Origin of the sequence: Bacteroides sp. Marseille-P3684, assembly GCF_900291465.1 — a bacterium.
In the GTDB taxonomy this organism is placed as follows: domain Bacteria; phylum Bacteroidota; class Bacteroidia; order Bacteroidales; family Bacteroidaceae; genus Phocaeicola_A.
On record NZ_LT985808.1, the window covers coordinates 2,377,138 to 2,391,041 of the forward strand.

13 protein-coding genes and 1 pseudogene are annotated in these 13,904 nt (G+C 49.8%); 5 read left to right on the forward strand and 9 right to left on the reverse strand.

The window, feature by feature from the left end:
* Positions 1–123 precede the first annotated feature (123 nt).
* The 4 genes and pseudogenes from C8275_RS14980 to C8275_RS09350 form a co-directional block, all read right to left on the reverse strand.
* Positions 124–1,272 carry an NADAR family protein gene (locus C8275_RS14980; protein WP_369861213.1) on the reverse strand — a complete coding sequence of 383 codons (1,149 nt, stop codon included), beginning with the start codon at positions 1,270–1,272 and terminating at the stop codon, positions 124–126.
* Positions 1,264–1,662: pseudogene (locus tag C8275_RS14860) on the reverse strand (hypothetical protein); the annotation flags it as partial. The gene C8275_RS14980 and the pseudogene C8275_RS14860, both read right to left, overlap by 9 nt.
* Positions 1,663–1,812: 150 nt before the next feature.
* Complete coding sequence (locus C8275_RS09345; RefSeq protein ID WP_022384523.1) at positions 1,813–3,252, reverse strand: tagaturonate reductase; 1,440 nt, start codon at positions 3,250–3,252, stop codon at positions 1,813–1,815.
* A 30-nt stretch (positions 3,253–3,282) separates the two neighbouring features.
* Positions 3,283–4,344: a LacI family DNA-binding transcriptional regulator gene (locus tag C8275_RS09350; protein ID WP_106625787.1), complete on the reverse strand. Its 1,062-nt coding sequence runs from the start codon at positions 4,342–4,344 to the stop codon at positions 3,283–3,285.
* A gap of 321 nt (positions 4,345–4,665) precedes the next feature.
* Here C8275_RS09350 and uxaC point away from each other — a divergent pair, with 321 nt between their 5' ends.
* The 5 genes from uxaC (at position 4,666) to cobC (ending at position 9,071) form a co-directional block, all read left to right on the forward strand.
* On the forward strand, positions 4,666–6,072 hold the full coding sequence (uxaC, locus tag C8275_RS09355) for a glucuronate isomerase (protein ID WP_106484930.1): 1,407 nt from the start codon (positions 4,666–4,668) through the stop codon (positions 6,070–6,072).
* A 113-nt stretch (positions 6,073–6,185) separates the two neighbouring features.
* The gene (cobU, locus tag C8275_RS09360) at positions 6,186–6,695 is read left to right on the forward strand and encodes a bifunctional adenosylcobinamide kinase/adenosylcobinamide-phosphate guanylyltransferase (protein ID WP_106484931.1); all 510 of its coding nucleotides are present in this window, start codon (positions 6,186–6,188) and stop codon (positions 6,693–6,695) included.
* A 43-nt stretch (positions 6,696–6,738) separates the two neighbouring features.
* Positions 6,739–7,779, forward strand: a complete 1,041-nt coding sequence (gene cobT / locus C8275_RS09365) for a nicotinate-nucleotide--dimethylbenzimidazole phosphoribosyltransferase (protein WP_106484932.1) — start codon at positions 6,739–6,741, stop codon at positions 7,777–7,779.
* A 1-nt stretch (position 7,780) separates the two neighbouring features.
* Complete coding sequence (locus C8275_RS09370; RefSeq protein WP_106484933.1) at positions 7,781–8,539, forward strand: adenosylcobinamide-GDP ribazoletransferase; 759 nt, start codon at positions 7,781–7,783, stop codon at positions 8,537–8,539.
* Positions 8,540–8,543: 4 nt separating this feature from the next.
* Positions 8,544–9,071 carry an alpha-ribazole phosphatase gene (gene cobC / locus C8275_RS09375; RefSeq protein WP_106484934.1) on the forward strand — a complete coding sequence of 176 codons (528 nt, stop codon included), beginning with the start codon at positions 8,544–8,546 and terminating at the stop codon, positions 9,069–9,071.
* A 60-nt stretch (positions 9,072–9,131) separates the two neighbouring features.
* On the opposite strand, the gene C8275_RS09380 is transcribed toward cobC, so the two are convergent.
* From C8275_RS09380 to xpt, 5 genes are all read right to left on the reverse strand, one after another.
* Positions 9,132–10,580, reverse strand: a complete 1,449-nt coding sequence (locus C8275_RS09380) for an ATP-binding cassette domain-containing protein (RefSeq protein WP_106484935.1) — start codon at positions 10,578–10,580, stop codon at positions 9,132–9,134.
* A gap of 52 nt (positions 10,581–10,632) precedes the next feature.
* The gene (gene ruvC, locus C8275_RS09385; protein WP_022384531.1) at positions 10,633–11,202 is read right to left on the reverse strand and encodes a crossover junction endodeoxyribonuclease RuvC; all 570 of its coding nucleotides are present in this window, start codon (positions 11,200–11,202) and stop codon (positions 10,633–10,635) included.
* Positions 11,199–11,504, reverse strand: coding sequence for a DUF4286 family protein (locus C8275_RS09390; RefSeq protein ID WP_106484936.1), 306 nt, complete (start codon positions 11,502–11,504; stop codon positions 11,199–11,201). The genes ruvC and C8275_RS09390 overlap by 4 nt, the downstream gene beginning before the upstream one ends.
* A 448-nt stretch (positions 11,505–11,952) precedes the next feature.
* Entirely contained in the window at positions 11,953–13,287 is a 1,335-nt protein-coding gene (locus tag C8275_RS09395) for a nucleobase:cation symporter-2 family protein (protein ID WP_106484937.1), read from the reverse strand.
* On the reverse strand, positions 13,287–13,856 hold the full coding sequence (xpt, locus tag C8275_RS09400) for a xanthine phosphoribosyltransferase (protein WP_022384534.1): 570 nt from the start codon (positions 13,854–13,856) through the stop codon (positions 13,287–13,289). Before xpt ends, C8275_RS09395 begins: the two co-directional genes overlap by 1 nt.
* Between the last annotated feature and the right edge of the window lie 48 nt (positions 13,857–13,904).

A 13,904-nucleotide genomic window follows, 5' to 3' on the forward strand; every position in this document is an offset into this window, starting at 1 on the left:
CATGAAACAGCCCAATGTGATGATTCCATGTCTGTCCGTTCCCATCCGTAAGCGGTCTATGGTGAAGATGGGAGTCATATAATACGTTTGATGTTTATTCAATGATTCCATATGGATGTTTCTTCATTTTATTTTACTGAGTTTTTCCCTCACATCCATCAATGCGAACCCAAGCAGGTTTTCTCCTTTCCATAGACGGGGATTCCGGCAGTCCGGGTCATCTTCTTTCATGCCAATTCCCCAGACTGTATCGTAGGGACTGGCCTCCACCAATATCTTGTCTCTTGTGTTGAGCAGAAATACTTTCAGCTCTTCATTGTCCATGAATTTATGCAGATTGCCGGTAATGACAACCTCCATACGGTACTTTTGCCATTTGAATTCGTCAAAATTCCGCACTTCTCTACCTAATGCTTTTATTTCTTTAGGGTCAGTAGAAGCCAAAATTCTATTTCTAGTATCTTCATCACCCATGATTCGCGCCTTCTCTGCCATCATGAACTGTTCCGCACAGTTGTAATGGATGCCATTTACGGTAAACTTACAAGGAAACCATTGGCTGAGACAGGCTTTGGTTGTTTCACCCGGCTTGCCGTGATGTCCCCAAAAGAACAGGAAATCCGGATTGGAAATCTCATAGAGACCTTCTTTCCTTAATCCTCCATTCACATTCGTATAGTCCAAAGCGCGGTACCATTCCCTGAAAATATCCGAATTCGCGAAATCACCTCCCCAATAAAGCCAGCGGTTAAGCAACAAGGCTTTCATGGACATAGGCACACCATCATCAGGACATAAATCGGCAAGTCCGCATTGTTTGTAATAATCCAAATCCTCTTCTATATGGGGATACTCTTGCGGAAATAGATTGAACTTCACCCAACATCGTTCATACGCAAATAACATGGCCTTCCTATGTGGATGAAAAGGACACAACCTTTCTCCTTTATAATAATGGCACTGTTCCAGCAGCATCAGCTTCTGCGATGGGAACTCTGCCGACATATACATACTGAACACCCATTCTTTATTGACCGGTTGGTGCATGAGATCATCAGTCAGCACCACTCCTCTTTCAAAGTCTTTGTGCAAGCCGTACTTTTCAAAATGCTCGTGCCAGTCATAATAGTCATAGCTATCCCACAAAAGTTCAAAATAGTGCTGATGTTCCCAAATACCGTGAGAAAGCGTACCTGCGGAATAGGGATTCCTTGCTTGCATCCGTTTTGCCAGCACATCTATGGCCGCCTTGCTTAGCGGACGGATTTGCATGATGACCTCCTCAAACGATTCCGGCAACACAATGTTCTCTTCCACTATCGCTTCTTTGAATAAGGGAGCGATGTCCTCTGTCTTGAATCCGGCAATTCCACAACCGATGGGAGTCACCAGAAAGGTCAGCTCCTTATGTTCCTTGGCAAAAGCAATGAACTCCTCTACATAGGGACGGATGGTTTCCACGCCACCTTGCATGGTCGGTATGGCGTAGGATTGCCCTTGTAACCCAACGCCCTTGCCCCAGATGGCACCGAACTTTTCGTATGCCATGCGGGCAGCTCCTCCGCCGTGCATTCCCTGCAGGTTGCTGCCAAACACGAATATTTCGCCTGGTTGAAGGCTTGTGATTCTTTCGGGTGTGTAGATAGGTCTAATGTATTCCATATTGGCATCTTCAAAATAATGAGAGTTACCCCATGTTCGTATACCTGTTCTCCCTTTTATCAGAAAGTATAAAGAAAAAGCTCCTGTACGCATGCGCCAAACGACACATTTGCAACAGGAGCTTATCCGTTAATTTCTAATCCTAATCTATTAGAGGATAGACTTTACAGTCTCCAGCATACCCTTTTCCTGGATAGAATTCAAGAAAGCAACCACCATATCGGTCAAGCCGGGAATTTGATTCAAGTCTTCATTCCAGATAGAAGTTGCGCCAAGTACACCTTCGGCTACCTTACGAGTATCACCGGTTGCCCACAGGTCTTTCAACAATTGCATAATTTCCGGTGCGTCATTCGGAACAATTTCAGCACCATCAGCACGTTTGCCACCTTTATAATAGGTAATGATAGCAGCCAAGCCCAATACCAGTCCCTTAGGCAACTCACCCTTACGTTGCAGATAAGTCTTCAGACCGGGGAGGTCACGAGTTTCAAATTTCGGGAATGAGTTCAGCATGATGGAAGTCACCTGGTGATCAACAAACGGGTTGTTGAAGCGCTCCAATACGTCTTTAGCAAACTTCTGAAGTTCCTCTTTCGGAAGGTTCAAAGTCTCCATCAATTCATGGAACATAACCTTATCAATGTACTTGCCTACCACCTCATGCTGACAAGCATCACGTACAATATTGATGCCAGAGAGATAAGCTACCGGAGAAAGAACAGTGTGCGGGCCATTGAGCAAGCAAACCTTTCTTTCATGATACGGAGCTTCAGACGGAACGAAGAGTACGTTCAAGCCAGCCTTGTCGGCGGGGAATTCTTTAGCAATCTCCTGAGGAGCCTCAATCACCCACAAGTGGAAGATTTCAGCTTGAACCACCATATTGTCATCATATTGCAACTTTTCTTTGATGGCATCAATGTCTTTACGCGGGAATCCCGGAACAATACGGTCAACGAGAGTAGCATATACACCGCAAGCCTCTTCAAACCAAGTCTTGAACTCTTCACCCAGGTTCCACAAATCAATGTACTGATAGATGCACTCTTTCAGTTTGTGTCCGTTCAAGAAAATCAGCTCGCAGGGGAAGATAATCAAACCTTTGCTCTTGTCGCCGTTGAAAGTCTTGAAACGGTGATAGAGCAACTGGGTCAATTTGCCCGGATAGGAAGAAGCGGGAGCATCATCCAGCTTGCAAGCCGGATCAAAAGCAATACCTGCCTCCGTCGTATTGGAAATCACAAAGCGCATTTCCGGCTGCTCAGCCAATTTCATGAACTCATCGTTCTGAGTATAAGGATTGAGCGCACGGCTGATGACATCAATCATCGTCAGGCTGTTTACAGTTTCACCCTTGTCAAGACCTTGCAAGTTAACATGGTAGAGGCAGTCCTGCTTATTCAGCATATCAACCATACCTTTTTCAATCGGTTGAACGACAACAACACTGCTGTTGAAGTCGGTCTTCTGGTCCATGTTGTAAATGATCCAATCGACAAATGCACGAAGGAAGTTTCCTTCACCAAACTGAATAATCCGTTCGGGGCGTTGTACCTTAACGGCTGTTTCTTTGTTTAACGGTTTCATAATATGTGATTTATATTAAATAAATGTGATTTACAAATTATAGGATTCAACATAGTAGTCAATGTTCTCCTTCATGAGAATATCGACAGGCATGTACCGGAGAGGTTCGACTTCACGTTTGAATACCACTTTGTCAGTCAGCATTTTGATACAGCTGTATCCTTGCATGGCCGGTCGTTGTCCGATCAGATAATCAATCACCCCATCCTTGAGTAATGCGATATTCTGCGGCAAAAGGTCATAGCCTATGAGATTCAAGGAACGCCCTCTGCTTTTCAGATATTCGCCGACCCGATAGACCCGTGAGTTAAATACAACTCCCCCACTGACACCGGGGTGATGTTCGAAAAAGGCATCCAATGTCCGGTAATTTTCCAAACCATCTCTTTTCAAGGTGATATCATGCAAGCAGATATTCAGATGACGCTCGTTCATATAGGCATTGAATCCTTCCAAACGACGCTGCATCTGTATTTCCTGTGCGTCCGGGTCCTTTTCGGTACGCAGAAGGACGACTTCCTGACCGTCAAACCCGGTATCACAGAATATACGGGCGGCAATATACCCACTTCGGAAAGAATCCTGTCCGATATAGGTCAATGCACCGGCGCCTTCGACATTGACATCAATAAAAGCAAAGACAGTGCCTTGTTCACTGAGCTGGCGTGTAAAATCCAACGTCTCCAGATTGTAATTGGGAGCAATGAGCACCGCATCGAATTTGCGACTGAGCAGTTTCCTGCTCTCTGCCACATAAGATGCCTTGTCAGAATGGTCGTAATAGATGAAATCAACACTGATATTGAAGGGAGCAACCTCGTCAAGTGCCTTCCTTACGCCACATGCCACTGTATACCAATAGTCGTTGGGCTCATATTTAGGAATGAAACAACCGAAATGATATTTCTTTTTGCGGGCAAGCCCGATGGCATACATGTTCGGTTGGTAGTCAATTTCTTTCAAAATGGCCTCGACCTTTCTTTTACTACTTTCGGAAACCTCGCCCCGCTGATGGAGCACCCGATCGACAGTTCCTGCCGAAACGCCTGCCATCTGCGCAATATCCTTAATCGTATATTGTTTTTCATCCATAGTAACTTCTTCATTCAAAGGTTTATGTCTTTCCCGAAGGCAATAAAATCATTAAATTTTGCTACAAATATACGAACTTATTTTGCTATCACAAATAAAATATCTATTTTCGTGTTCGATAACGGTTAATAAAGTTAAATACATGTTTTAAAGCATAAGCTGGACGTTTCCTCATTGTGTTTGTTTAAATAAATGCAAGTGATTGTTAGGGAAAACGAACGAAAGGAACCGGAGGATATCCTCTCTCCTCTCCCACTCTGCCGGCTGATGATGAAACATAGCAAGAGACTCTAATATATACAACGATTAATTCTAAGTATTATGAAAAAATTTATGGATGAGAACTTCTTGTTGCAGACTGAAACAGCACAGAAGTTGTACCACGAGCATGCAGCCAAAATGCCTATCATTGACTATCACTGTCACTTGATTCCGAAAATGGTTGCCGACGATTATCAGTTTAAGTCAATCACTGAAATCTGGTTGGGCGGTGACCACTACAAATGGCGTGCAATGCGTTCTAATGGTGTCGATGAACGCTACTGCACCGGTAAGGACACCACCGACTGGGAAAAGTTTGAGAAGTGGGCAGAAACAGTTCCTTATACCCTCCGCAACCCGCTTTATCACTGGACTCATCTGGAGTTGAAGACGGCTTTCGGTATCGACAAGATTCTGAATCCGAAGACTGCCCGTGAAATCTTCGATGAATGTAACGAGAAACTTCAAAAGCCTGAGATGTCAGCACGCAACTTGATGCGTCGCTACCATGTGGAGACCGTATGTACAACGGATGATCCTGTAGATTCTTTGGAATATCACATTCAGACCCGTGAAAGCGGTTTTGAAATCAAGATGCTTCCGACATGGCGTCCGGACAAGGCTATGGCAGTTGAGGTTCCGGCTGAGTTCCGTGCATACATGGAGAAATTGTCAGAGGTTAGCGGCGTAAAGATTTCCAAGTTTGCAGATGTAATTGAGGCTCTTCGTAAACGTCATGACTTCTTTGCAGAGCAGGGATGTCGTCTTTCTGACCATGGTATCGAAGAGTTCTATGCAGAGGACTATACGCAAGCTGAAATTGATGCTATATTTAATAAGGTATATGGTGGCGCAGAACTGACACACGAGGAAATCCTCAAGTACAAGTCTGCTATGCTGATTGAATTTGCCATCATGGATTATGAGAAGGGATGGACGCAACAGTTCCACTACGGAGCTATCCGCAACAACAATACGAAGATGTTCAAACTTCTTGGTCCTGATACTGGCTTCGACTCTATCGGTGAATTTACTACAGCCAAGTCTATGGCCAAGTTCCTCGACAAGCTGAATACACAAGGCAAGCTCACCAAGACCATCCTGTATAACCTCAATCCTTGTGCCAATGAAGTCATCGCAACCATGTTGGGTAACTTCCAGGATGGTTCGGTTCCGGGCAAGATCCAGTTTGGTTCAGGCTGGTGGTTCCTCGATCAGAAGGATGGCATGGAAAAGCAGATGAATGCACTCTCACTGCTTGGATTGCTGAGCCGTTTCGTGGGTATGTTGACAGACTCACGTTCCTTCCTCTCCTATCCGCGTCATGAATACTTCCGTCGTACATTGTGTAACCTCCTGGGCAACGATGTTGAAAACGGAGAAATCCCCGTTGAAGAAATGGAGCGTGTCAACCAGATGGTAGAAGACATCTGCTACAACAACGCAAAGAAGTTCTTTAACTTCTAACCGTTGTCTATATAAGCACAGGCGAGTCAACAAGTCGGGAGCCTGCATAATGGGACACTCATTATGATTTAGCCCGGACTTGTTCACTCGCCTTCATTTTATCCCCTCCTGCTATGAAACGTATCATATTCATCACCGGTGGACAACGGTCCGGTAAAACCTCTTATGCCGAACAGTTGGCTCTCTCATTGGCAGAACATCCCGTCTATCTGGCTACTGCGCATGTCTGGGACGAAGAGTTCCGTCAACGGATCGTACGGCACCAGCAAAACCGCGGACCACGCTGGGTCAATGTGGAAGAGGAAAGGGTTCTGAGCCGGCATGACTTCAACGGTCGTGTGGTGGTCGTGGACTGCCTGACACTTTGGTGCACAAATTTCTTCTTCGATTCAAACTCGGAAGTTGAACCTGCGCTGCAAGCCCTGAAGGCGGAATTCGACCGATTGATCACACAGGATGCCACATTCCTTTTTGTATCCAATGAGATAGGATTAGGCGGGGTATCTGAGAATCAGCTCCAACGCCGTTTCACGGATTTACTGGGGTGGATAAATCAGTATGTTGCCCGAAGCGCAGATGAGGTATATCTCATGGTGAGCGGAATACCCGTGAGAATTAAATAACTGTAACCATACATGCTAGAAGCCAAACTGAACATCAATATACATGAAAACATTTCATATAGAACAACCCGACCAACAAATGCGTCCTCTGCTGGAGGCAAAAATCAATGACCTGACCAAACCGAAAGGGGCTTTGGGCAGACTGGAAGAACTGGCATTGCAAGTCGGATTGATCCAACAAACCCTCCGCCCGACTCTTCACCATCCGTGCAATATCCTTTTCGGGGGGGACCACGGCATTGCCGATGAGGGCGTCAGCGTGTCGCCCAAGGAAGTTACCTGGCAACAGATGATTCATTTCGCCGGAAGAAGACGGGCAGGAATTAACTTCTTTTGCCGTCAGCATGGTTTTACATTGAAGGTTGTGGATGCCGGAGTGGATTATGACTTTGAACCCCATTCGGGCATCATTGACAAGAAAGTCAGAAAAGGTACACGCAACTTCCTTCATGAAGCTGCCATGACCTCCAATGAGCTGAACCTCTGTTTCGAACGGGGAGCTGAAATCGTTACCCGCTGTTACAAGGAAGGCTGCAACATCGTCAGTTTCGGTGAGATGGGTATTGGCAATACGTCTGCATCCTCACTCTGGATGCATGCCTTCACGCACATCCCGCTCGACCGTTGTATAGGCGCCGGGAGCGGGCTGGACGATAAAGGGGTTCGACGCAAGTACCACATCCTGAAAGCAGCTTGGGGAAATTATGACGGCGATGGCTCGCCCCTCGACATCATCCGTTACTTCGGCGGTTACGAAATGGCAATGGCTGTCGGAGGAATGCTCCGGGCTGCCGAACTGCACATGATTATACTGGTTGACGGCTTCATCATGACCAACTGCCTGCTGGCAGCATCACGGCTCTATCCGGAAGTGACGGACTATGCCATTTTCGGACATCGAGGGGATGAGAACGGGCATGCACTGGTTCTTGAATACTTGCAGGCACGCCCCTTACTGGACCTGGGTATGCGCTTAGGGGAAGGGACCGGTGCCGTATGCGCCTACCCCCTGATAGATTCTGCGGTACGTATGCTGAATGAGATGGATACGTTTGGCCGTGCATCCATCACCAAATATTTCTAAGATGAACCGATTGCTTGCTGCTCTGATGTTTTTCACGCGTCTGCCGTTGTGGCGCATCCGCCGGGTTCCTGCCGACAGCTTCAAACACCTGGTGGAGTACTGGCCGTTCGCCGGCTGGCTGACCGGTGGTGTCATGGCGGGTACTTACCTGCTGATGTCCGAGGTGTTTCCCCCTTTCGCGGCTGTCCTTTTAGCATTGGCCGCACGTCTGTTGCTGACAGGTGCCCTCCATGAAGACGGACTTGCGGACTTCTTCGACGGGTTTGGAGGCGGCGGTAGCGACCGGCAGCGTATCCTTTCCATCATGAAAGATTCCCATATCGGAAGTTATGGAGTCATTGCGCTGATTGTCTATTTCCTGCTGCTGACATCGCTCGTCTCATCCTTGCCTGCCGACCTTGCATGGCGGGCACTGCTGGGCTTTGACGTGTGGAACAAGTTTGTAGCATCCAATCTGATCAATCTCCTGAGTTATGCACGGAAGGAAACGGAGAGCAAGGCTCGCGTCATTTACGAACGCATGAGCCTGCCCATGTTCCTGCTGGCATTTGCCGGAGGGGTGTGTTGGCTCCTTTTCCCGGACAGCATCGCTGTGCTATGGGGAGGTGCGTTCCTGTCCCTGGTCACATTCATCGGGCTGGTCCTTCTGATGAAGCACCGCCTGCAGGGATACACCGGCGACTGTTGCGGAGCCACCTTCCTGCTGTGTGAACTGACGTCCTACGCAGGGCTGTATCTAACCAATTATTTCTGGCATTGATACTATGAACATCACTTTTATTCGTCACACTTCGGTCAATGTCCCGCGAGGCACGTGTTACGGCCAGACGGACGTTCCTTTGAACGCTTCATTCCCGGAAGAGGCAGCAGCCGTGTCGGCAGGTCTGGACGGACGCTCCTTTGACAAGGTGTACACCAGTCCGTTGAGCCGTTGCGTACGGTTGGCGGAATGGTGTGGTTTCCCCGACGCGGAGCGCGATGTGCGCTTGCTGGAACTGAACTTCGGTGAATGGGAAATGAAACGTTTCGATGACATCTCCGACCCACGCCTGCAACTGTGGTATGACGATTTTCTCCATGTCCGTGCCACCGGAGGCGAGTCATTCGAGGACCAGCGTACCCGCATCTTTGCCTTTCTGGATGAAGTGCGTATCCTCCCTTACAACCAGGTGGCAGTCTTTGCGCATGGAGGCGTACTGCTATGCGCCGGTCTGTATGCGGGATTGGTCCGGGAGGAAGAAGCCTTCCATTCGCTGACACCTTATGGAGGAATGATTGAGATTGAGGTCTGACAGCTCTCCTTCCGCCCTCGTGTCCCGGCATCACACGACAATCAACCGGGATACTTTTCGTCAGTTCCGTTTCAGCTCCAGCCGATGGTCAATCACGGCGGGCAATTCCTCTTCATAATGTGTCACCATGACCAGGGTCTTGTTGGCCCGCCGGCAGAAGGTCTCGATGACGTCTTTCACCAGCCGTCGGTTGGACAGGTCCAGACCGTGCATGGGCTCGTCGAGAATGAGCAGTTCAGGGTCCTTGACAAAGGCACGGGCCAGAAGCACCAACCGCTGCTCGCCGCTGGAAAGCTGGAGGAAGTTGCGGTCCTTCAATGCGGCAATACCGAAAATATCCATCCAGCGAACACACTGTTCCACATCTTCTGCATGCATCTGGCGGTACAACCCGATAGAGTCGTGCAACCCGGATGCAACGATGGAGACAGCTGGAAGATTCTTCAGGTAAGCACGGTGCATCTCCGGGGAGACATAGCCGATGTGGCGCTTGATTTCCCAAATGCTCTCTCCCGAACCACGACGGCGTCCGAACAGGGAAATGTCGCAAGCATAGGACTGGGGATTATCGGCACAGACCAGGCTGAGCAGCGTAGACTTGCCGGAACCATTTCTTCCCGACAGCGCCCAGCGTTCGCCATTCATCACCTGCCAGTCCAGTTCACGGAGGATGGTGCGTTCTCCATAACGGATGCTCACGTGGTGCAGGTCAATCACACAATCGGCTGCAAACTGCCTGTCACTAGCCGGAAGGGTGAGGATGCTCTGCACCTTCTCCTCCGGAAAAACGTGGGGTCGTATGTGTAACGGGGTATGCAGATAGTCCGCACGGGTGAGCTTCGGACCACAGATACGGTCATTCACCTCCACGACATGAGTGATGAATGCCGGAATTTCATCGGGACGCGACAATACCAGAATGAGCTGCATGCCCAGGCGTCCGCTCACAAGCTCCAGCAACGAACTGACAAACTCGCGTGCAGCGGCATCCAGCCCGATAAAGGGGTTATCCAGAATCAGCAGACGTGGTCCGGACAGGAGGGCCTTTGCCAGTTGGAACTTCCGCAGCTCACCACTGGAAAGGAGCACCATCGGCTTGTCCAGCAACGTATGCAGCTCCAGGACCTCAAACAGCCTCTCACGCATCCCGGCAGGGTCGCCTTCCGGAAGGCTGTCACGCACAAGCGGGGAATCTTCCGTGTCCTGTGAATGCCAACGCTGCTGGTAATAATAGGTGCCGTCCGCCTCACCGTAAGAATCGCGGAAAGTGATGGAGCGGATATTCTCGGAAGCCAGCCGCGAAGCTCCCTCTCCGAAGTCATAAGCCGGTTCGTTCATGAGCAGCGGGTATTTCCCCGTCAGCGTGTCGACCAACAGACTCTTTCCGCCGCCGTTGGGACCGACAATGGCTAACTGTTCACCGGCTTCCATGCACAGATTTATCGGAGCGGCAAGCCGGTAGGCAGGATTACGTGCCACTCCGTTCACGATTTCAATAACTTTTCTCATATCTCGTCAAGTGTAAATGTTGTGACCGGAATCCCTCTTTCCGTCGTCCGTGTCAACGCACGACCTTGTCGGGGTTCTTCGCTATAAAATCTTTCCAACCGTGATAGGGCTTTGTCGTGTCGGGACGTCCCATCTGCAGATAGTGGCAGTAGGCTGCCGCCAGTCCGTCGGTGGCATCCATGAAGGGCAACATCGACTCCTGGGGAATGTGCAGGATGCGTTTGAGCATGTCGGCGACCTGTTCCTTGCTCGCCTGTCCGTTGCCGGTCAGCGCCATCTTGATTTTCAACGGGGCATATTCGGTGATAGGGATGTCATGATGGAGTGCCGCAGCCATGGCAACTCCCTGTGCACGTCCCAGCTTCAGCATGGACTGTACGTTCTTGCCAAAGAAAGGGGCCTCAATGGCGAGCTCGTCGGGCATATAAGCCTCGATGATGCCCGTGACGCGCTCGAAGATGCGGTGCAACTTCAGGTAGTGGTTTCCGTACTTCCGCAAGTCAATGACACCAAGGGTCACCAGCTCCGGCTTCACTCCCACTACACGCAGTACTCCGTATCCCATGATGGTCGTTCCGGGGTCGATGCCCAGGATGACCTTCTCCTTGACCGGTTGTATCATTCGATGACCTCCATCAGGGTCGTAAAGCCCAGCACGTTGTCCTTGAATATCCTGGTAATCTCTCCGTCCAGCTTCTCGCCCTGCTTCACATACCACCGGTGCAGCGCCGTGCTGTCGTCGACCTCCCATTGCAGGGAGAAACATTCAGAATCGGGATCCTTGTGGCTGAGGACACGCACCAGCCGCGGATTGCGCAGGCTGCCCTCCTCGACCACCTGAGGTATGTAGGCCTCGTGAAGCCAGATGACAAAATTGCGGGCTTCATCCATCGAGGTGTGATAGGTAGTGTTATAAATCAACATGTAGTTCTGCTTTCTTTGAGGTTTAGAAGGCTACTCTTCGTGAAATAGCCGTACAAAGGTAGGATAAAAAAATGAGATGACCTGCAAGTACGCGATAAGTCCGGTAAAAGTACGGCTTAGACAGACCAAAGTATAATACTTAGACCCCCTAAGTATTATACTTAGGCTGCCAAAGTATTATACTTAGGTCTGTCTAAGCCGTACTTTTACGTCGCTTCTCCCAGGCATGTACCGGAACTATCCCCGGCTTCCCTCGTCTCGGGTCCGGGGAGCACGGACAACGGGGCGTCCGTCATCCCGGGAAAGGAACAAAAGAAAGGCGCGAAACCACCGGATTTCATCGCCTTCATCAGACGATGGCAATCTCTGTGGTTTCGCGCCTTCCTGCTCCGGAATCCGGATGAGCATCTCCGGACCTCCGGACGGACGACTGTCTGTCCTCTAATATTTATTCTTTGATACGAATCAGCGCATTGGCAAGGATGGCTGTCAGACCGCCGGTCGTAATGCCGGACGAAAAGATGTTCCGCAAGGCATCGGGCAACTGGTTCAGGATTTCAGGAACCAGCTCGACACTCAGTCCCAGGGAGAAACTTAATGCCATCACCAGCGTCGCTTTGCGGTTAATCTCCTGAGAGGCGATGATGCGTATACCGGCAGCGGCTACGGTGCCAAACATCAGCAGGGTGGCTCCACCCAGGACGGGGTCAGGCATCAGCGAGAACACCAGACCGACAGCCGGGAACAAGCCCAATACTATCAGGAAACCGGCAATGTAATAACCGACGTAACGGCTTGCTACGCCCGTCAGCTGAATCATACCGTTGTTCTGTGCGAAGATGGAATTGGGGAACGAATTGAACACTCCTGCCAGCATGGAGTTGAATCCGTCGGCAAGGATACCTCCGGAAGCACGCTTGACAAAGGTCTCTCCTTCCACAGGCTGACCGGATATCATGGAGTTTGCCGTGATGTCGCCGTAAGCCTCGATGGCAGTAATCATGTAAATCAGTCCCAACGCGATGAAGCTGGACCAGTCGAATGCCAGACCGTAACGGAAGGGCACGGGAACGTTGAACCCGCCATAGCTCTGGATGGAGCTGAAATCGACCATCCCCATGAACCAGGCGACAACATAGCCAATCACCAGTCCGATAACGATGGAACTCATGCGCAGATAACGGTTGTTGCTGCGGTTGAAGAAGATGATAAGCACCAGCACCATTACAGCCAGTCCGACGTAGCGGAACGCACCGAATGAGCCGTCGGCTTTCGCAGCCTCTCCTCCTCCGCAAGCCGTGATGCCGACCTTGATGAGGCTCATACCGATAAGGGTCACCACGATGCCGGACACCAGCGGAGTGATGATGCGGCGTGTGTACTTCAGTACCCGGCTAATCAACATTTCCACAACAGATGCCGACATACACGTTCCAAAGATCAAGGGCAATCCTCCTAAAGTACCTGCAGAAATGATGGGGCCGATGAATGAGAAGCTAGTCCCCTGGATGCACAGCAGTCCGGTTCCGATGGGACCGACACGGCGACACTGGATGAACGTGGAGATACCGGAGGCGAAAAGTGCCATAGACACCAGGAAACCGGTCGTTTCCAAGTCCAGCTTCAACGCACCGGCAATAATCAGCGGCGGCGTGATGATTGCCACAAAGATTGCCAGCAGGTGTTGAATAGCCGCAAAGAAGGCATCCTTGAACGGGGGACGGTCTTCCAGCCCGTAAATAAGTCCCGACGGACTTACTTGTTCACTTGTTTGTTCTTTCATTAATCACGTATTTTGATTTGACAATTGTCCAGACTGTCAATGATGGCCAACGATTCGACTTTGATGCCCATCTCCCTCAACATGTCACCGCCGTGCTGGAAGGATTTCTCAATGATGAACCCCATGCCTACCACTTCGGCTCCTGCCTGCTGCACCAGGTCCAGGATGCCTTTGGCAGCATTGCCGTTTGCCAGAAAATCGTCAATGAAGAGCACGCGGTCTCCCTTGCAGAGGAAGTCCTTGCTGACACAGACGTCGTAGGAACGGTTTTTCGTGAATGAGTAGACGGAAGTGACCAGCATGTTGTCCATGGTGCTAGGTTTCTTCTTCTTGGCAAACACCACCGGCAGCTCCAGCAGGTACCCGACCATGATGGCGGGGGCAATGCCGCTGGCTTCGACGGTAATCACCTTGTCAATGCGGTCGCTGGCAAAGCGACGTACAAATTCCACACCAATTGACTTCATCAGGATGGGGTCCATCTGATGGTTGATAAAGTTATCGACCTTCAAGATGCCGCCTTCCAAACATTTTCCATCGCGGAGAATCCGCTCCTTCAGGGCTTTCATAATACTTTTTATTTGAACAGTTTTCTAATAAGTCAATTCAGATTCCGC

Coding starts and splice junctions, on each gene's coding strand:
- C8275_RS09390 (WP_106484936.1), bottom strand. CDS start 11,504: ATGTTGATTTATAACACTACCTATCACACCTCGATGGATGAAGCCCGC.
- cobC (WP_106484934.1), top strand. CDS start 8,544: ATGAACATCACTTTTATTCGTCACACTTCGGTCAATGTCCCGCGAGGC.
- uxaC (WP_106484930.1), top strand. CDS start 4,666: ATGAAAAAATTTATGGATGAGAACTTCTTGTTGCAGACTGAAACAGCA.
- xpt (WP_022384534.1), bottom strand. CDS start 13,856: ATGAAAGCCCTGAAGGAGCGGATTCTCCGCGATGGAAAATGTTTGGAA.
- C8275_RS09395 (WP_106484937.1), bottom strand. CDS start 13,287: ATGAAAGAACAAACAAGTGAACAAGTAAGTCCGTCGGGACTTATTTAC.
- ruvC (WP_022384531.1), bottom strand. CDS start 11,202: ATGATACAACCGGTCAAGGAGAAGGTCATCCTGGGCATCGACCCCGGA.
- C8275_RS09345 (WP_022384523.1), bottom strand. CDS start 3,252: ATGAAACCGTTAAACAAAGAAACAGCCGTTAAGGTACAACGCCCCGAA.
- C8275_RS09380 (WP_106484935.1), bottom strand. CDS start 10,580: ATGAGAAAAGTTATTGAAATCGTGAACGGAGTGGCACGTAATCCTGCC.
- cobU (WP_106484931.1), top strand. CDS start 6,186: ATGAAACGTATCATATTCATCACCGGTGGACAACGGTCCGGTAAAACC.
- C8275_RS09370 (WP_106484933.1), top strand. CDS start 7,781: ATGAACCGATTGCTTGCTGCTCTGATGTTTTTCACGCGTCTGCCGTTG.
- C8275_RS09350 (WP_106625787.1), bottom strand. CDS start 4,344: ATGGATGAAAAACAATATACGATTAAGGATATTGCGCAGATGGCAGGC.
- cobT (WP_106484932.1), top strand. CDS start 6,739: ATGAAAACATTTCATATAGAACAACCCGACCAACAAATGCGTCCTCTG.
- C8275_RS14980 (WP_369861213.1), bottom strand. CDS start 1,272: ATGCAAATCCGTCCGCTAAGCAAGGCGGCCATAGATGTGCTGGCAAAA.